This window comes from Pseudomonas sp. B2M1-30 (assembly GCF_025447575.1).
GTDB classification, from domain to species: domain Bacteria; phylum Pseudomonadota; class Gammaproteobacteria; order Pseudomonadales; family Pseudomonadaceae; genus Aquipseudomonas; species Aquipseudomonas botevensis.
The window spans coordinates 43,603-64,676 of record NZ_JAOEJT010000015.1; the positions used below are offsets into that span (position 1 = coordinate 43,603).

Annotated in this window: 2 protein-coding genes (1 of these 2 running past the window's edge); both read right to left on the bottom strand. The window is 64.8% G+C overall.

The features are described 5' to 3' along the window. Nucleotides 1–15,072: a non-ribosomal peptide synthase/polyketide synthase gene (locus N8H74_RS29290; RefSeq protein WP_279309420.1), complete on the bottom strand. Its 15,072-nt coding sequence runs from the start codon at nt 15,070–15,072 to the stop codon at nt 1–3. After that, nucleotides 15,072–21,074, bottom strand: partial view of a non-ribosomal peptide synthase/polyketide synthase gene (locus N8H74_RS24355; RefSeq protein ID WP_262150937.1) — the 3' end only. 6,411 nt of this gene lie beyond the right edge of the window; only the last 6,003 of its 12,414 coding nucleotides appear in the window; its start codon lies off the right edge, out of view — the gene reads right to left on this strand; it ends in the stop codon at nt 15,072–15,074. The genes N8H74_RS29290 and N8H74_RS24355 overlap by 1 nt, the downstream gene beginning before the upstream one ends.

Sequence of the window (21,074 nt, forward strand, 5' to 3'; positions counted from 1 at the left end):
TCAGGACATGACTACTGATTCAACGATCTCGCCGAGCATTTCTTCAGCCTCGGACAGGAAAGTTTCATCTCGCGGGATCTGGAAGTGCCCGCAATCGAGCCATTCGCCCCCCATGCCCGGCTGTTCGAGTTGCGCCGCCAGTTCGACAGCCTCCTCTTCACGGCCCAGGGTCCACCAGCAGATCGGCTCGACCGCCAGCGGCGGGCAACGGTCGAGTTGCAGCGACAGTTGCTTGAGCCGGCGTGCCACGCTGAACACATGGGCCAGTTCGTCGGCCCCCAAGGCAACGTAGGTCGAAGCCCCACGCTCGGCGCCCATCGCGGCGTTGAACACGGCACGCAGGTTCTGCGCGGTTTCCTCGCCCTCGATGGTCACGTGCGCAGCAGCCTCCGGCAGGGTCACCCGCAGGAAGTCGCGCAGGTCCGCTTGCCAGTCATCCACCGCCCCGGCGTTGATCGCAGCCGACGCCACGAAACTGTCCACCAGACCGACGAATTTCACCTGCTGACCGGCCTGTTCCAGTTGCGCGGCCATCAACATCGCCAGCGTACCGCCCAGCGACCAGCCCAGCAGGTGATACGGCCCCTGCGGCTGTTTCTCACGGATCTGCGCCACGTAGTCGCTCGCCATGCTTTCCAGCGAGGTATCGCTGAAAGCCGGGTCGAGCAACATCCGCGACTGGATCGCCAACACCTGGCGCCGCCCGCTCAAACGACGGGCCAACGGCTCGTAGTCGAACACCGTACCGAAGCCAGCATGAATGCAGAACAGCGGCGCCCGGCCCTTGACCTCGGCGTTCATCGCCAGCAACCCGGAGGACTTTTCAGCGCTGCCCTGTACGCTGGCGACCAGTTCGGCAATGCTCGGTTTCTGCATCAGGTCGCGCAGTTTCAGGCTCAGCCCCTGAGCCTTGAGCACACGGCTGCGGGCCACCACTTGCAGGCTGAGGATCGAATCACCGCCCAGCTCGAAGAAGTTGTCGGTGAGGCCGACGCGCTCGACTTTCAGCACGTCCTGCCAGATTTTCGCCACGGCTTTTTCCAGATCGGTGCGCGGCGCCACGTAATCCTGACGCTGTTCGGCGCCCGGATCCGGCAAGGCCTTGCGATCGAGTTTGCCGTTCGGGGTCAGCGGCATGCGCTCGAGCAACATCAGGTGCGCAGGCACCATGTAGTCCGGCAGGCTGGCCTTGAGTTGCTCGCGCAGGCGTTCGCACAAACCGTCCGTCACGGCGTCGGCGCTGGCCAGCACGTAGCCCAGCAGTTGCTTGCCGCTGACGCCTTCGCGGGCGACAACCGCCGCATCGCGCACGCCCGGTTGTTGCTTGAGGCGCGCTTCGACTTCACCCAGCTCGATACGGAAACCACGGATCTTCACTTGATGGTCGATCCGTCCCAGGTAGTCGACGGTGCCGTCGGCGCGCTGGCGCACCAGGTCGCCGGTACGGTACAGGCGACTGCCGTCGTTGCTGAACGGGTTCACCACAAAGCGCTCGGCGGTGCCGCCGGCGCGTCCCAGGTAACCACGGGCCAGCGCGCCACCCAGATACAGTTCACCGGCAATCCCCACCGGCAAGCGGTTGAGGTCGCTGTCGAGCACGTAACCGCTGCGCTCGCCGACCACGCTGCCGATCGGCGCATAGGCCGCGCCGCACTGATCGTCGGCACCGGCCTTCCAGATCAGCGGCGTGACTACAGTCTCGGTCGGGCCATAGCCGTTGATGATGTAGTGCGGCTTGAGCGCGCGTTTGGCCAGTTCGAAACTCGCCACCGGCACCGCGTCACCGCCGAAGCAGTAGATCCGCACCGGCGGCGGGTTGCCGTGCTGTTCGGCGTGCTCGGCCAGTTGCTGCAAGTAAACCGGCGGGAACGCGGCCACGGTCACGCCCTGTTCGTGCATGGCCTGATAGGTCTGCTCGGCGGTCCACAGGCTGTCGTCGCGGATCAACAGGCGTGCGCCGTGGGTCAGCGTGGTCAGCCAGCGTTCATGGGCGCCGTCGAAGGCGAACGACATGAAGTGCAATTCGCAGTCGGCCGCGCTCATTTCGTAACGCTGACCAATCGCCTGGCAGTGCATCGCCAGCGGCCCGTGAGCCACACCGACGCCTTTGGGCTGACCGGTGGAACCGGAGGTGTAGATGACATACGCAAGGTTGCCCGGCTGCACCGTGACATCCGGTGCACTGCCCGGCTGAGCGCGCAGATCCAGTTGATCCAGCTCCAGCACATGCAGATTGTCCTGCGCCGGCAGCACCTGGCGAAGGCTCGAATCGCTGAGCAACAAGGCGATACCGGAATCGCGCATGAGATAGCTCAGGCGCTCACGCGGATAGGTCGCGTCCAGTGGCACATAGGCACCGCCGGCCTTGAGCACCGCCAACAGCGCAACGATCATGTTTTCGCTGCGCGGCAGTGCCACGCCGACCCGCACTTCCGGGCCGACGCCTTCGGCGATCAGCGCATGGGCCAGGCGATTGGCCCGGGCGTCGATCTGCCCGTAGCTGAACGCCTCGCCATTGAAGATCAGCGCGGTTTGCTCGCTGGCCTGGGCGGCCCATTGGGCAATGCGCTGATGCACCATCGGCGCTGGCGATTGCACCGCGACCACGCTGGAATCCGCCACCTGCGCGGTCGGCAGGCCGATGCGCCCCAGCGGTTGAGCGGCGTCCTGCGCAAGCGCTTGCAGCAGCCCTTCCATGTTGCTGCGGATGCCTTCCACGGTCGCCCGGTCGAAGTGCTCGCGCAGGAACATGTACTCGATCACCAGCCCTTCTTCGAGCGTGACCATCAGGTCCATCGGGAAGTTGGTCAGACCGGCGCTGTTGCTCTCGCCGAACTTCAGCGAATCGTCGCGCCACTCGCGCAGCGCCTGATCGATCGGGTGGTTCTCGAACACAATGATGCTGTCGAACAGCGACTGCCCGGCGCGTCCGGCCCAGCGCTGCACGTCGGTCAGCGGCGTGTACTCACGCTCGCGCATCTCCAGGTTGAAGTCCTGCAAGTCACGCAGCCACTGGCCGACCGGTTGTTCGGCCGGCACGTCCTTGATCACCGGCAAGGTGTTGATGAACAGACCGAGGATCGATTCCGATGCCGGCAGGCTCGCCGGACGCCCGGCCACGGTGGCGCCGAACGCCACGCTGCGCTGGCCGCTGTAGCGGCTGAGCAACATCAGCCACGCGCCCTGCACCAGGGTGTTAAGGGTGATCTGCTGGGATTGCGCGAAAGCCTTGAGCTGTTCGGTGCGCGACTCGCCCAGACGGCTGTACAGCGCTTCATGACCGCGCCCTTCGCCCGTGCGGGCCACCGCGTCGGCCAGGTAAGTCGGCTCGTCGAGCAGGCTCAGATGCTGACGCCAGAAACCTTCGCTGGCGTTGGCATCCTGCTGTTGCAGCCAGTTGATGTAGCGACGGTACGGCACCGCCTCGGCAAGCGGCTGGCCGGAATACTGGCTGAGCACTTCACCGATCAACTGCGAACTGCTCCAGCCGTCGATCAGGATGTGGTGATAGGTCCAGATCAGTTGGTAGCTGTCCTCGCCCACACGCACCAGCGTCAGGCGTTGCAGCGGCGGACGATCCAGGTCAAAGCCCTTGGCTCGCTCGCCATCGGCCAATGCCTGCAAGGCTTGCTCGGAATGATCCTGCGCGCGCCAGTCGAGCAGGCTGATCGGCAGTTGCGGATCGGCAAGCACGAATTGCAGCGGCTCGGCCATGTCCTGCCAGAGGAAACCGGTGCGCAGGATGTCGTGGCGACGGCTCACCGCCTCCCACGCCGCCTTGAAGCGCAGCGGCTCCAGACCCTGCACCGGAATGCTCACCTGGTTGATGTACAGGTCGGCTTCCGGCGAGTTCAGGCCGAGGAACAACATGCCCTGCTGCATCGGCGACAAGCGGTACAAGCCGTCCAGTTGCCCTTCCGGCAATGGCAGCTCGGCGATTTGCGCTTCGCTCAGGCCGTGCAGCGGCATGTCGATCAATGCCGCCACCGGTGCCTGGGTGCCTTCGATGGCCTGGGCACGCTGGGCCAGTTGCTGGATGGTCGGTTGCTGGAACAGGTCTTTCGGACTCAGCTCGATGCCCTGATGACGGGCGCGGCTGACCACCTGAATCGAGATGATCGAGTCGCCACCCAAGGCGAAGAAGCTGTCGGTGGTGCTGATCCGCTCAAGGCCCAGCACCTCTTTCCAGATATCCACCAGCGTCTGCTCGGTGGCGTTGGCCGGTTCGACATGTTGCTGCGAAGTCGCGAATTCCAGGGCCGGCAGACGCTTGCGATCAAGCTTGCCGTTGGGGCTGAGCGGCATCTGCGCCAGCCACATCCGGTGTGCCGGCACCATGTAGTCTGGCAGGCTCGCGCCCAGCCAGGTCGAGAGACTGTCGTGCAGCTCATTGCGCAGCGACTCGGACGCCTCGAGGGTCGCCGGATCGCTCGGCACCAGGTAAGCCACCAGTTGCTGGCTGCCCAATACGTCGCGGGCCACCACCACCGCTTCACGGACGGTGGCGTGCTCCATCAGGCGTGCTTCGATTTCGCCCAGCTCGATGCGCAGGCCACGCAGCTTGACCTGATGGTCGATGCGTCCGACGTACTCGATCACGCCGTCAGCGCGATAGCGCGCCAGGTCGCCGGTGCGGTACAGGCGCTCGCCGGCACCGAACGGGCTGGCGACGAAACGCTCGGCGCTCAGCCCCGGACGGCGATGGTAACCACGGGCCAGACCGACGCCACCGAGGTACAGCTCGCCGGCCACGCCCACCGGCAGCGGATTGAGGCCGCTGTCGAGGATGAAGGTCGAGAGGTTGGCAATCGGCTGGCCGATCGGCACGCCATCACGACCTTCGTCACGGCAGGTCCAGTGGGTCACGTCGATGGCCGCTTCGGTCGGGCCGTACAGGTTGAACAGATCGGCCTGCGGCAGTTTGGCGAACACTTGCACCTGGGCATCCACCGGCAGCGCTTCACCGCTGCAGACGATGCGGGTCAGGCCGGTGCAGCTCGATACGTTGGCGTCTTGCAGAAAGGCCTGCAGCATCGACGGCACGAAGTGCAGCGTGGTGACGCGCTCGGCGTTGATCAGCGCAATCAGTTTCGCCGGATCGCGATGATCGCCCGGTGCCGCGACCACCAGTCGCGCCCCGGTCATCAGCGGCCAGAAGAACTCCCACACCGACACGTCGAAGCTGAACGGCGTCTTCTGCAACACCGTGTCGCCGGCCTCCAGACCGTAGGCCTGCTGCATCCACATCAGGCGGTTGGTCAGGGCACGATGGGCGTTGCCCGCGCCTTTCGGCATGCCGGTGGAACCGGAGGTGTAGATCACATAGGCAAGGTTGCCGGCGTCGTACTCGACTGACGGATTGTGTGTCGGCAAGCCAGCGAAATCAGCACCGGACGGCTCCAGGCACAAGGTCTGCACGCCCTCGGGAATCGGCAGGCTGTCCAGCAGGTGCGGCTGGGTCAGCAACTGGTCGATGCCGCTGTCGGCGATCATGTAGCTCAGGCGATCGCGCGGGTATTCCGGGTCCAGTGGCACGTAGGCGCCGCCGGCCTTGAGGATCGCCAGCAGGCCGATGACCATTTCCAGACTGCGCTCGACCGCGATCCCCACCAGCACATCCGGGCCGACCTGACGGGCAATCAGGCCATGGGCCAACTGGTTGGCGCGTGCATTGAGTTGCGCGTAGCTCAGGGTCTGACCGGCGAACACCAGCGCCGGAGCGTCCGGGGTGCGCAAGGCCTGGGCCTCGATCAGGCTGTGGACGCCCTGCTCCAGCGGGTAATCGATACCGGTGGCGTTCCACTGCTCGACCGTCAACTGGCGGTCGGCGGTGTCCAGCAAGTCCAGCGAACCGAGGGTGGCTTCGCCCGACTGCACGATTTGCTGCAACAGGTTGTTCAGTTGCGCGTTCAACTGCTCGATCACCGAATCGGTGAACTGCCCACGCTGATAGCTGAAGTGCAGCGACAACTCGTCGCTGACGTTCACCGCCAGGGTCAGCGGGTAGTTGGTCTGCTCGTGGTTGTTGACCTCGCCGAAGCGCAATTCCTGCGGCGCGCCCTCTTCCAGGGCCTGGGACACCGGGTAGTTCTCGAACACCAGGATGTTGTCGAACAGCGCTTCGCCGCTCTGCCCGGCCCAGCGCTGGATGTCGAACAACGGCGTGTGTTCGTGTTCACGCAGGGCAATGTTCTGCGCCTGCACGCTCTGCAACCACTGACCGACGCTGTGTTCCGAACGCGGGCTGGCGATCACCGGCAAGGTGTTGATGAACAGGCCGATCTGCTGCTCGACGCCTTTGAGATCGGTCGGACGCCCCGCCACCGTGGCACCGAACGCCACGCTTTCCTGACCGGTCAGGCGTTGCAACAGCAACAGCCAGGCGGCCTGGAGCAGGGTGTTGAGGGTGACTTTCTGCTGACGGGCAAAATCGCCCAGGCGTCGGGTCTGCTCGGCGTCGATGAAGCAATAGCGCTCGCCATGACCGTCGCGGGACTCGTTGCTGCGTTGGGCCTGAATCGCCTGGGCCAGACGCGTCGGCTCTTGCAGGTTCGCCAGTTGCGCGGTCCAGTAGTGTTCGCTGACCTTGCTGTCCTGGCGTTGCAGCCATTCGATGTAATCGCGATAACGCCCGGCCAGCGCCGGCAGGGTTTCCCCGGCATAACGCTGGAGGACTTCGCCGAGCAACTGCGAGTTGCTCCAGCCATCCATCAGAATGTGATGGTTGGTGTAGATCAAGTGGCAACGCTGGTCGTCGAGACGCACCACGACCATGCGCAGCAACGGGCCGTGGCTCAGATCGAAACCTTGCGCCTGCTGCTCGGCGGCCAATGCGTCGAGCGCCGTTTGCGCGTCGTTGCGCTCACGCCAGTCGAGCACGCTGAACGGCATTTCCAAGTGTTTGTGGACCACTTGCACCGGCCGCGCCACCTGGCCTTGCCAGACGAAACTGGTACGCAGGATATCGTGGTTATCCACCGCTGCCTGCCACGCCTGCTGGAAGCGCTGCGGATCGAGGCCTTCGACGTCGAGACGAACCTGGTTGATGTAATCGCCGGTCGCTTGTTCATAGAGGCTGTGGAACAGCATGCCCTGCTGCATCGCCGACAGCGGGTAGACATCGGCAATCTGCGCCGCCGCCATTGGCAGGCTGTCGAGTTGCGCCTGAGTCAGGCCGGCCAGCGGGAAGTCCGACGGGGTCAGGCCTTCGACGCCCGGCGTCAGGCAGTGGCCGATCAGCGCCGCGAGTTCCTCGGCGTAATCCTCGGCCAGCGCTTCAATCGTGGCGCTGTCGAAACGCTCGCTGCTGAAAGTCCAGCCGACGCTCAACTCGCCGCCGTAGACCTGACCGTTGAGGGTCAGCCAGTTGCCCAGCGGCGCGTCCGGGCTTTGTTCCAGACCGGCATTGTCCGGCGCTGGCGTAAACAACGCGCCGTCGTCGGCCTCGAAACTGCCGTCGAACTGGCCGAGGTAGTTGAAGGTGATGCGCGGGCTCGGCAAGGCACGCAGACTGCTTTGCGCCTGGGCATCGCCCAGGTGACGCAGCGCGCCGAAGCCAATGCCCTTGTTCGGAATCGAGCGCAGTTGTTCCTTGATCTGCTTGATCGAATCGCCCGCCTCTGCGGCCGAGGTCAGGCGTACCGGGAACAGGCTGGTGAACCAGCCGACGGTACGGGTCAGGTCGACGCCGTCGAACAGCTCTTCGCGGCCGTGGCCTTCGAGTTGAATCAGCGTCGACGACTGGCAGCTCCAGCGCCCGATCACCCGTGCCAGTGCGGTCAGCAGCAGGTCGTTGACCTGGGTGCGATACGCCGCCGGGGCTTCTTGCAGCAGTTGTCGGGTCAGCTCTGCGTCGAGACGCGTGGAAACGGTTTGCGCCAGACGATTCTGTTGGCCAGCGTCGACACGCTTGCACGGCAGATCGGTGCTGACATCGCTCAGGCAGGCCTGCCAATACGCCAGCTCAGCCTGCAACGCCGGGCCGTTGGCGTAACGCTGCAAATGCTCGCTCCAGTCCTTGAAAGCGCTGGTCTTGGCCGGCAGGTTCAGCGACTGACCGTTGACCGCCTGTTGATAAGCGGTTTGCAGGTCTTCCAGGAGAATCCGCCACGACACGCCGTCCACCGCCAGGTGATGGATCACCAGCAACAGACGCTGGCTGCCGTCGGCCATATTGGCCAGCACCGCGCGCAGCAACGGGCCGTTTTGCAGGTCGAGGCTGCGCTGGGCGCGATTGCCGAGGGCTTCGAGGGCGGCGGCATCGGCCACGTCTTCCTGCCAGAGCAAGGTGTGCGGCAGATCCTCGACGGCGCGGTGTTCGGCCTGCCAGACATTGCCGTTCTGGCTGAAACTCAGGCGCAGGGCGTCGTGATGAACCATCAGCGCCCGCAGCGCCTGCTCGACTTTTTCAGCGTCCAGCGGCTGGCGTGGCTGGAGCAATACCGACTGGTTCCAGTGGTGCCGCTCAGGGATTTCATCGTCGAAGAACTGCTGCTGGATCGGCAGCAGCAACGCCGCGCCGCTCACCGCTTGCTGGTCGATGCCCGACTCGTCCTCGCCGATCTGCGCTACCAGCGCCAGACGTTGCACGGTCTGGTGCTGGAACAGGTCTTTGGGGTTCAGGCGGATGCCGGCCTGACGGGCGCGGCTGACCACCTGGATGGAGATGATCGAATCGCCGCCCAACTCGAAGAAGTTGTCGTTGAGGCCCACTTGCGGCAGCTTCAGGACGTCTTGCCAGATCGCCGCCAGACGCTGTTCCAGATCGCTTTGCGGGGCCTGATAAGCCTGTTGTGCCTGACTCGCGTCCGGTGACGGCAAGGCGTTGCGGTTGAGCTTGCCGTTGGCGGTCAGCGGCAGTTGCGTGAGCAGCAACAGGTGCGCCGGGATCATGTGATCCGGCAGGTTTTCCTTGAGCGCGGCACGCACGCCGTCACGCCATTCGGTTTGCTGCGCGGCAGGGGTGTCGAGCAACGCAGCATCCGCCGGCACCAGATACGCCACCAATTGCTGGCCGCTGAGGCCCGGCTGTGCCAGCACCACGGCCTGACGCACGGTCGGCAGCTCCAGCAGTTGCGCTTCGATCTCGCCGAGCTCGATGCGGAAACCGCGAATCTTCACCTGATGGTCGATCCGCCCGATGTACTCGATCACGCCATCGGCGCGGTAGCGCGCCAGGTCACCGGTGCGGTACAGACGACCGCCATCGGCGGCGAACGGGTCGGGAATGAAGCGCAACGTGGTCAGGTCGGGACGGTTCAGATAACCCCGGGCCAGACCGGCGCGGCCGACGTACAACTCACCGATGCAACCCTTGGCGACCGGGTTCAGGTCACCGTCGAGCAGATACCACGACAGGTCCGGAATCGGCTCGCCGATCGGGCTGCTTGCCTCACGTTGCAGATCGGCCATCGACAGCGGCCGGTAGGTCACGTGGACCGTGGTTTCGGTAATGCCGTACATGTTGATCAGCTGTGGCGCGCGGTCGCCGAAGCGCTCGAACCACGGACGCAGGCTCTTGACCTCCAGTGCCTCACCACCGAACACCACGTAACGCAGGGCCGGTTGCGCCGCCGCGTGTTCCGCGGCGCACGCCACTTGCATCAGTTGCTTGAACGCCGACGGCGTCTGGTTCAGCACGGTGATGCCTTCACGGCAGAGCAAGGCGTAGAAGTCTTCCGGCGAGCGGCTGACCTCGTAGGGCACCACCACCAGTTTGCCGCCGTACAGCAGCGCACCGAAGATCTCCCAGACCGAGAAGTCGAACGCGTAAGAGTGGAACAGGCTCCAGACATCCTGCGGGCCGAAATCGAACCAGGCGTCGGAGGCCTTGAACAGCCGCAATACGTTGTGATGGGCGAGCAAGGTGCCTTTCGGCTGCCCGGTGGAGCCCGAGGTGTAGATCACGTAAGCCAGGTTGTCCGGGCTCATGCTCACTTGCGGGTTGCTGTCGCTGTAGCCTTCGAGGCCGTCGCCGTCCTGATCGAGCATCAGGCTGCGCACTGACTCCGGCACCGGCAGACGCCCGAGCAAATGACTCTGGGTCAGCAGCAGACCAATCCCGCTGTCGCCGATCATGTAGGCCAGGCGGTCTTGCGGGTAGGTCGGATCGAGCGGCACGTAGGCGCCGCCAGCCTTGAGAATGGCGAGCAGGCCGACGAGCATTTCCAGACTGCGCTCAACCGCGAGGCCGACGCGCACATCCGGGCCGACACCGCTGGCGATCAGTTGGTGAGCCAACTGGTTGGCGCGGCTGTTGAGCTCAAAGTAGCTCAGGGTCTGTTCGCCATAGGTCACGGCCAGCGCCTGAGGTGCGCGCGCGGCCTGCGCTTCGATCAACTGATGCAGGCACACTTCGCTCGGGAAATCGGCCACGGCCGGGTTCCACTGCAACAAGGTGGCCTGACGCTCGGCAGCGTCGTGCAACGGCAGTTCGGCGATGCGCTGCCCGCTGTCGGCCACGATGCCGTGCAGCAGGTTCGTCCAGTGCTGCGCCAGACGCTCCATGGTGGCGGCGTCGAACAGATCGGTGGCGTAGGTCAGCTCGGCCCAGACGTTGTCCGCCGATTCGAAGGTATCGAGGGTCAGGTCGAACTGCGCGGTGTGCGAAACCCAGCTCAGGCCTTCGATCTCGATCAGCGGCAGACGTGTTGCGCCACGGCTCTGACGGGCCTGGCTCTGGTGGTTGTGCAGCACCTGGAACAGCGGGCTGTGGCTCAGGCTGCGCTCCGGCTGCAAGGCATCGACCAGTTGCTCGAACGGCAGGTCCTGATGGGCCTGGGCGCCGAGCACGCTGTTCTGCACTTGCTGCAACAGGCTGCGGAACGTCTGCTGGCTGTCGAACTCGGCTTTCAGCACCTGGGTGTTGACGAAGAAGCCGATCAGGCCTTCGGTCTCGACCCGGTTGCGGTTGGCGACCGGTACGCCGACGCGAATGTCGGTCTGGCCGCTGTAGCGATGCAACAGGGTCTGGAACGAGGCCAGCAACAGCGCGAACAGCGTCACGCCTTCGCGCTGTGCAAGCTGCTTGAGGTCAGCGGCGAGTTCCGCACTCAGCCGGATGTCTTGACGCGCGCCACGGTAGCTTTGCTCCGGCGGACGCGGACGGTCGGTCGGCAGCTCGAGCAACGGCTGGTCGCCATCGCCCAGTTGCGCGGTCCAGTAGCTCAGTTGACGCTCGCGCTCACCGGCCTCCATCCATTGGCGTTGCCACACCGCGTAGTCGGCGTATTGCACCGGCAGCGCCGGCAAATCGACGCGCTGGCCCTGACTGAACGCGGCATACAGCGCCACCAGTTCATCGACCATGATCCCCATCGACCAGCCATCGGAAACGATGTGATGCAGGGTGATGACCAGCGCGTGGTCATCGGTCGCCAGACGCAGCAATTTCACCCGCAGCAGCGGGCCATGTTGCAGATCGAACAGGTGCAGGGTTTCAGCGGCAACCCGTGCTTGCAGCGCGGACTCGTCCAGCGCACCATCGACCGTTTCAACCGCCAGCTCCAGCGCCATTTCGGCCTGGATCACTTGCAGGGTCTGGCCCTGGTCTTCGACAAAGCAGGTACGCAGGGATTCGTGACGGGCGATCAGCGCATTGAAGCTGCGCTGCAAGGCCGGCAGATCCAGCTCGCCGCGCAGACGCAGAGCGGCCGGTACGTGATAAGCGGTGCTGGTCGGCTCCAGTTGCCAGAGGAACCACTGGCGTTCCTGAGCGTAGGACAGCGCCAGCGGTTGCAGACGCGGCAAGGCAACGATCGGCGGCTCGCGATGGGCCTGCTCGACGCCGAGGGCTGCGACGAAATCCGCCAGGGTGCTGTGTTCGAACAGGGTGCGCAGCGGCACCTGCACGTTCAGCGCCTGACGTACTCGCGAGACCACTTGGGTCACCAGCAGCGAGTGGCCGCCGAGTTCAAAGAAGTTGTCGCTCAGGCCGACCCGTTCCAGTTTCAGCACCGCTTGCCAGATCTCGGCGACGGTGTGCTGGGTGACGGTCTGCGGTGCGATGTAAGTGGACTGCAACTGGCTGGCGTCGGGTGCCGGCAAGGCCTTGCGATCGACTTTGCCGTTCGGCGTCAGCGGCAGTTGCGCGAGGAACAGCAGGTGCGCCGGCACCATGTATTCCGGCAGCTCGGCCTTGAGGCTGGCCTTGAGCGCGGCGCGCAATTCGGCTTCGCCGTCGGCATCGAGCGTTGCGTCATTGGCCGGCACCACATAGCCGACCAGTTGCGGGCCGGTCGGGCCGTCCTGGGCAACGACCACGGTTTCGCGCACGCTGTCGAGCGCCAGCAGGCGCGCTTCGATTTCCCCCAGTTCGATGCGGAAACCGCGAATTTTTACCTGATGGTCGATCCGCCCGATGTACTCGATCACGCCTTCGGCACGGTAACGAGTGAGGTCGCCGGTGCGGTACAGGCGCTCGCCGGTTGTCGAGAACGGGTCCGGCACGAAGCGCTCGGCGGTCAGCGACGGACGCTGGAAGTAACCACGGGCCAGGCCATCGCCACCGATCAGCAATTCGCCCGGCGCACCGAGCGGATTGAGTTCCAGGTCACTGCCAAGGATGTACAGCGCGGTGTTGTCGATCGGCTTGCCGAGGAACGGCCGGCTGTTGTCCACGCTCAACGGATGCAGCGCCGACCAGATGGTGGTTTCGGTCGGGCCATAGAGGTTCCAGACCTTTGGCGAGCGCGCCAGCATGCGTTGCGCCAGTTCCTGGGGCAGCGCTTCACCGCCGCAGAGGAAGGTACGACCGTCGAGGATCGCCGCGTGTTCGTTGTCGAGCAGCATGCGCCAGGTCGACGGTGTGGCTTGCAGCATGCTCACGGCATGGCGGGCGATCAGTTCGAGCACCGCTTGCGGGTCCTGATGCACGTCCTTGCCGGTCAGCACCACGGCAGCGCCGGCCAGCAGCGGGCCGTAGATTTCCAGGCCGAAAATGTCGAACGAGAACGTCGTCAGCGACAGCGTGCGATCGGCAGCGGCGATGCCCGGTTGCTCGACCATGCTCGCGACAAAGTTGCTCAGCGCCGCGTGGCGCACCATCACGCCTTTCGGCTTGCCGGTGGAGCCGGAGGTGTAAATCGTATAGGCCAGGTGTTCGCCGTTCAGCGCCACGTCCGGGGTGCTGGTCGGGTACGCCGTCAGCCAGTCGTGCGGCTGATCCAGCAACAGTGTGGCGAGGCTCGCCGGGATCGGCAGTTGTGCCTGCAAATGCGCTTGGGTCAGCAGCAGTTCGATGCCGCTGTCCTCGATCATGTAGGCCAGGCGATCTTCCGGATAAGCCGGGTCCAGCGGCACGTAGGCGCCGCCGGCCTTGAGGATCGCCAACAGGCCGACGATCATTTCCACGCTGCGCTCGACGGCGATGCCGACCAGCCGATCCGGGCCGACGCCCTGCTCGATCAGCTTGTGCGCGAGCTGGTTGGCGCGGGTGTCCAGGGCGGCGTAAGTCAGCACCTCGTCAGCGACGATCAGTGCGATGGCGTCCGGGGTCCGGGCGGCTTGCAGGGCAATGCGTTGCTGCACGCACGGCGCTGGGGCGGCGTGATCGACCACCCGGCGCCAGTCCTGCAACAACACTTGATGCTCGGTGTTTTCCAGCAGCGGCAATTCGCCGATACGCTGGGTCGGCGCGGCCACCAGACCGTGCAGCAGGTTCAGCCAGTGGCGCGCCAGACGCTCGATGGTTTCCGCCTTGAACAGGTCGGTGGCGTAGGTCAGTTCCGCCGCCACGCCATCACTGGATTCGTAAGTGCCAAGGGTCAGATCGAATTGCGCGGTACGGCCTTCCCAGACGATGTCCTCGACGCTCAGTTGCGGCAATTGCACCTGGCTCTGACGCTGGGTCTGGTCGTTGACCGCCTGGTGGTTGTACATCACCTGGAACACCGGGCTGTGGCTCAGGCTGCGCTCCGGTTGCAGGGCTTCGATCAGTTGCTCGAACGGCAGATCCTGATGCGCCTGGGCAGCCATCGCCGACTGCTTGACCTGGGCCAGCAACTGGTTGAACGGCAGTTGCCCGTGGACCTCGGCACTCAGCACCTGGGTGTTGACGAAGAAGCCGATCAGGCCCTCGGTTTCCACCCGGTTGCGGTTGGCCGTCGGCACGCCGACGCGGATCTGCGACTGACCGCTGTAGCGATGCAACAACGCCTGGAACGAGGCCAGCAGCACCATGAACAGACTGGCGCCTTCACGCTGGGCCAGTTGCTTGAGGCCTTCGGCCAATGCGCCTGGCAGCTCCAGATCCAGACGCGCGCCACGGAAACTCTGCACCGCCGGGCGCGGGTGATCGATCGGCAACTCCAGCACCGGTTGCTCACCGCCCAGGGTCTTGGTCCAGTACGCCAGTTGCCGCTCGCGCTCGCCGGCTTCCAGCCAGTGCCGCTGCCAGATCGCGTAGTCGGCGTATTGCACCTCCAGCGGCGGCAGGCTCAGGGTCTGACCGCTGGTGTCGGCGGCGTAATGCTGGATCAGCTCGCTCACCAGCACCTGCATCGACCAGCCATCGGAAATGATGTGGTGCTGGATCAGCGCCAGGACGTGATCGTCGTCCGCCACCTTGAGCAGCGACACGCGCAGCAGCGGGCCTTGTTGCAGGTTGAACGGCCGCGCGGTTTCGCCCTCCACGAAGGCCTTGATCGCGGCCTCCACGGCGGCGTCATCCAGACCCGGCGCCAGCGACTCGACCGCGATGCTCAACGGCATCTGCGGATGAATCAGCTGGCAGGTTTTCTCGTCCTGCTCGACGAACGTGGTGCGCAGGCTTTCGTGCCGCGCAACCAGGGCGTTGAAGCTGCGCTCCAGCGCCGCGACATCCAGCCGGCCCTTCAGGCGCAGGGCGCTGGGGATGTGGTACGCGGTGCTGTGCGGGTCCATCTGCCAGAGGAACAACTGGCGTTCCTGGGCGTAGGACAGCGGGATCGCCTCGAATCCGGAGCGAGTCTCTGGAATCGGCAGGTTGGCCGGCGAGACGCCCTCTTCGAGCATCTTTTCCAGGTAGAGCTTACGTTTGTCCAGCGGCAGAGTGATAAAGCGCTTGGCAATCCTCAAAGCAACACTCGTGTCCATCAGACTTCCTCCATATCGTCAAGCAGGGCTTCCAGCTTGTTCAGTTTCTGGTCATTGATTGCCCCGCCCTGCGTATCGAGATGAGCGACGAAATCGCCCAGGACGGGGTGCTGGAATAACAGTTGCGGCGTCAGTGTCAGGCCCAGCTCAAGCGCCATGCGCGACACGACATTGACCGCCAGCAACGAGTGCCCGCCCAATTCGAAGAAGTGATCATTCAGACCGACCTGTTCCACGGTAAGCACCTGTTGCCAGATCGCCGCGACCTGCTGCTCAAGCTCACTCTGCGGCGCGACGTACGCGGCCTGCATCTGGCTGGCATCCACCGCCGGCAGCGCCTTGCGGTCGAGCTTGCCGTTGGGAGTCAGGGGCAACTGCTCGAGGAACAACAGGTGCGCGGGAATCATGTAGTCAGGTAACGAAGACTTGAGGCCAGTCTTTAGTCCGTCGCGCAGTTGGCGCTGCGCCTCACCGTCAAACAGGTTCAGTTGCGGGGCGACCACATAGGCCACCAGTTGCGCGCCGCCCTCGGCCTCGACCGCCAGCACCGCCGCTTCGCTGACCGCCGGTTGCGCCAGCAGCCGCGCTTCGATTTCGCCCAGTTCGATACGGAACCCCCGGATCTTCACCTGATGGTCGATCCGCCCCATGTACTCCAGCTCACCGTCCTCGCGCTGACGGATCAGGTCGCCGGTGCGGTACAGCCGCTCGCCGTTGCCGGCAAACGGATTCGGCACAAACTTCTCGGCGGTCATCGCCGCCCGTCCGAGGTAGCCACGGGTGACCCCGGCGCCCGACAGGTACAGCTCGGCCGCAACGCCCTGGGGCACCGCTTGCAGATCAGCGTCCAGCAAGTGGCTGGCGCTGTGTTCGAGCGCCCGGCCGATGCGCGCCTGACCACCGGCGCGGCGGCGAGTCCAGGTCGAGTACGTGGTGTCTTCCGACGGGCCGTACAGGTCGTAGACGTGCTCGACGCTCGACTGCTGGTACAACGCCTCCACCAGGCCTTGCTTGAGCGGTTCGCCCGCCAGGTTGATGATCCGCACGCTCGGCGGAATCTGTCCGGCCCGTTGCAGCGCGGCAATCGCCGACGGCACGGTATTGATCAGGCGCACCTGATCCCGCGCCGGCAATTGCGGCAGTTCCAGGGCGTTGCGGGCGATGACCAGCGAGCCGCCGTTGGCGAGGGTGACGAACAGCTCCCACACCGACAGGTCGAAGCACACCGAAGTCGATGCCAGCACACCTTGAATGTCAGCACGGCTGTAGACCCGCGCCGACCAGTCGATCAGCGCCATGACGTTGCGATGAGCAATCGCCACGCCTTTCGGTTTGCCGGTGGAACCGGAGGTGTAGATCACGTAGGCGAGGTTGTCCGGGGTCACCGCCGTGTGTGGCGCGTCCAGCGGATAAGCGTCCAGCGCAACCTGATCCATCAACAGCACTTGAGTGTCGGCCGGAACCGTCAGGGTCGCGGCGACGGCCTGCTCGGTCAGCAACACCCGCGCGCGGCTGTCTTCGAGCATGTAGGCAACGCGATCGGCCGGGTAATCCGGATCCAGCGGCACGTAGGCACCACCGGCCTTGAGCACCGCCAGCAAAGCGATGAGCAGTTGCTCGGAACGCGGCATCGCCACGCCCACCCGCACTTCCGGGCCGACACCGAGAGCAATCAACTGGTGCGCCAGACGATTGGCCCGGGCATCCAGAGCGGTATAGCTCAGTTGTTTGTCCGCGAAGGTCACGGCCAGCGCCTCCGGGGTCGCGGCGACCTGACGGGCAATGCTCTGATGGATGCACAGCTCGGTGACGAAAGCGCTATCGACCGACGAGCGATCCGTTTCGATCAGGCTCAATTCGCTGAGCGAGCGCTCACCCGCGTCGCACATCTGCTCCAGCAGACGCTGCAAGTGCGCGCCCAGTTGCGCGACGCTGGCGTCGGCGAAACTGTCGCGCTGGTAGCTGAAATGCACCGACAGCTCGGCGCCCAGATGCACCAGCAGGGTCAACGGATAGTTGGTCTGCTCGTGATTGACCACCGGGCCGAATCGCAGGCCTTGTGGCGCGCCTTGTTCCAGCGCCTCGGCAATCGGGTAGTTCTCGAACACCATCAGGCTGTCGAACAGCGCGTCACCGCCCTGCCCGGCCCAGCGCTGGATGTCCGCCAGCGGCGTGTGTTCGAACTCGCGCAGCGCCAGGTTCTGCGCCTGCACGCCTTGCAGCCAACTGGCCAGACTCTGCTGCGCACGCGGCGCGGCGATCACCGGCAAGGTGTTGATGAACAACCCGATCTGCTGCTCCGCCCCCGGCAGGTCCGCCGGACGCCCGGCGACGGTGGCGCCGAACGCCACGCAGTCCTTGCCGGTATAACGCTGCAACAGCAGCAGCCACGCGGCTTGCACCAAGGTGTTGACCGTGACTTTCGAGGCACGGGCGAACTCGCCCAGACGTTGCGTCAGACCGCTGTCCAGCACCTGGAAGTGATCGCCATAACCGACACTCGGCAGCGCAATGCTCGGCCGTGCGATGGCATCGGCCAGACGGGTCGGCTCTTGCAGGTCACTCAACGCCGCCAGCCAGAACGCTTCGGCGACCGCCGCGTCCTGACCTTGCAGCCAGGCGATGTAATCGCGATAACGGCCCGCCGGACGCGGCACCGCTTCGCCGCTGTAGTGTTGCAACACTTCGCCGAGCAACTGCGCGCTGCTCCAGCCGTCCATCAGGATGTGGTGGTTGGTGTAGATCAGGTGATGCCGCTCGGCACCCGTGCGCACCAGCACCAGACGCAGCAACGGCGCACGGGTCAGGTCCAGGCCCTGCGCGCGCTCTTCGTCGGCGAGGGTTTGCAGGGCGGCATCGAGGTCGCTGCGCTCGCTCCAGTCAAGCACGCGGAACGGCACGTCGAGCTGACGCTGCACCACTTGCACCGGTTGCTCCAGATCGCCCTGCCAGACGAAACCGCTGCGCAGGATGTCATGGGCATCCACCACCGCTTGCCACGCCGCGCGGAAGCGCTGTGGATCGACGCCATCCACGTCGAGGCGCATCTGGTTGATGTAGTCGCCGTTGCCGTGTTCGAGCAGAGTGTGGAACAGCATGCCTTGCTGCATCGGCGACAGCGGGTAGATGTCATCGATGAGTTGCGGTTGCGGCGCCAGCACATCGAGCTGGGCCTGGGTCAGCTTCGCCAGCGGGAAGTCCGACGGGGTCACGCCACGGTGGGCACTGTCGCAGCAATGGGCGATCAGGGCAGTCAGCTCTTGCAGGTAATCGTCGGCCAGACGTTGAATGGTCGCCGGGTCGAACATCTCGCGGCTGAAGGTCCAGCTCAGATCGAGTTCGCCGTTGAACACCTTGCCGTCGAGGGCCAGCGGGCTGCCCAACGGGCCTTGCAGGTTGACCTCTTCACCGCCGGACTCACTGGTCGGCGCAAACAAGGCATCCGCCTCGCCAGCGAAACTGCCGTCGAACTGACCGAGGTAGTTGAAGGTCAGGCGTGGTTGCGGCAGCGCTTGCAGCGCGGCCCGCGTCGAATCATCGCCCAGATGCGCGAGCGCACCGAAGCCGATGCCTTTGTCTGGAATCGCCCGCAGTTGCTCCTTGATCTGTTTCAGCGAGTCAGCGAGGTCGGCGGCCGGGGTCAATTTTGCCGGGAACAGGCTGGTGAACCAGCCCACGGTGCGGGTCAGGTCGACGCTGTCGAAGAGGTCTTCGCGACCATGACCTTCGAGTTGCACCAGAACGCTGTCGTCACCGGTCCAGCGCACCATCACCCGCGCCAGCGCGGTCAGCAGCAGGTCATTGACCTGAGTGCGATAGGCCGCCGGGGCGTCCTGCAACAGTTGACGGGTCAGGGCCTTGTCCAGCGGCGTGCGGATCGCCTGGGCCTGGCAATGCTGCTGGCCGCCCTGTGGGTTGTCGCACGGCAACACGTTGGACGCGCCGTGCAATTGTTGCTGCCAGAAACCCAGCTCGGCTTGCAAAGGCGCACTGGCGGCGTAGTTCTGCAGAGCCTCGGTCCAGGCCTTGACCGCACTGGTTTTGGCCGGTAATTGCAGCGCCGCGCCGGCCTGAATCTGCCGATAAGCGCTTTGCAGGTCTTCGAACAGAATCCGCCACGACACGCCATCGACCACCAGGTGATGGACCACCAGCAACAGCCGCTGACTGCCATCGGCGAGGTTCGCCAGCACCGCACGGATCAGCGAGCCGCCGCTCAGTTGCAGGCTGCGCTGGGCCTTGTTGCCCAACGCCTCCAGCGCGGCGAGGTCGGCGACCTCGGCTTGCCACAGCACCACTTCGCCCGCTTGCGCGGCGACATCGCGGTACTGCGCCGACCAGCCTTGCGCCTGTTCGGTGAATTCCAGGCGCAGGCTGTCGTGATGAGCAATCAATGCATCCAGTGCCTGCTCCAGCACTTGTGGATCGAGCGGCTGATGGGTCTTGAGCATCACCGACTGGTTCCAGTGATGACGGTCAGGAATCGGCTGGGCGAAGAACCATTGATGGATCGGCAACAGCGCGGTTTCGCCCGTCACCGGCTGCTGATCGATCAACTGCAGCGGCGCGCCGGTCTGCACCACCTTGGCCAGCGCCTGGATGGTCTGGTGCTGGAACAGGTCTTTGGGGGTGAAGCGCAAACCGTGCTGACGAGCGCGGCTGACCACTTGAATCGAGATGATCGAATCGCCGCCCAGCTCGAAGAAGTTGTCGCTCAGACCCACGCGCTCAAGCTTCAGCACGTCCTGCCAGATCGTCGCCAGTTGCTGTTCCAGCGCGGTTTGTGGCGCCACGTAGCTTTGCTGCAACTGACTGACATCAGGCTTGGGCAGGTTCTTGCGATCCAGCTTGCCGTTCGGCGTCAGCGGCATGCGCTCCAGGGTCAGCACGTAGGCCGGGACCATGTGCGCCGGCAGCGTCGCCTTGAGTTGCTCGCGCAGTTGTTCGGCGAAATCGGCCTGTTGCGAGTCGCCGACCACATACGCCACCAGGCGTTTGCTGCCGGCGCTTTCCTGGGCGACGACCACCGCTTCGCGCACGCCGTCGAGGGCTTGCAGGCTGGCTTCGATTTCGCCCAGTTCGATACGGAAACCACGGATCTTCACCTGGTTGTCGATACGCTCCAGGTAATCGAAAGTGCCGTCGGCACGCTGACGCACCAGGTCGCCGGTGCGATACAGCACGCCACCGCTGCGGCTGAACGGATCGGCAACAAAACGCTCGGCCGTCAGCGCCGCGCGGTTCAGGTAACCACGGGCCACGCCGCTACCACCGAGGTACAGTTCACCGGCCATGCCTTGGGGCAACAGGTTCAGATCGGCGTCGAGAACGTAAGCGCTGCGATCACCGATGCGGCTGCCGATCGGCGCATAGGCCGCGCCGCACGGCACGTCACGCCCGGCCTTCCAGATCAGCGGGGTGACCACGGTTTCGGTCGGGCCGTAGCCGTTGATGATGTACTCGGGATTCAACGCCCGTTTCACCCGTTCGAAACTGGCATTCGGCACCGCATCACCGCCGAAGCAGTAGATGCGCACCTTCGGCGGATTGCCCACGCGCTCAGCGTGTTCGGCCAGTTGTTGCAGGTACACCGGCGGGAACGCGACCACGGTCACGCCATGTTCAAGCATGGCGTTGTAGGTCTGCTCCGGGGTCCACAGGCTGTCGTCGCGGATCAGCAGCGAGCCGCCGTGGGTCAGGCTGGTGAGCCAGCGCTCATGGGCGCCGTCGAAGGCGAACGACATGAAGTGGAATTCGCAATCGTCGGCGCGCATTTCGTAGCGCTCGCCGATAGCCTGGCAATGCATCGCCAGCGGCCCGTGGGTGACGCTGACGCCTTTCGGATTGCCGGTGGAACCGGAGGTGTAGATCACGTACGCCAGATTGTCCGGGTCCAGCGTCACCACTGGCGCCTGCGCCGGGTGGCCGCTGAGGTCGAGGTGATCGAGCTCCAGCACGGTCAGGCCAGCATCGATCGGCAGTTGTGCAGAAACGCGCGAATC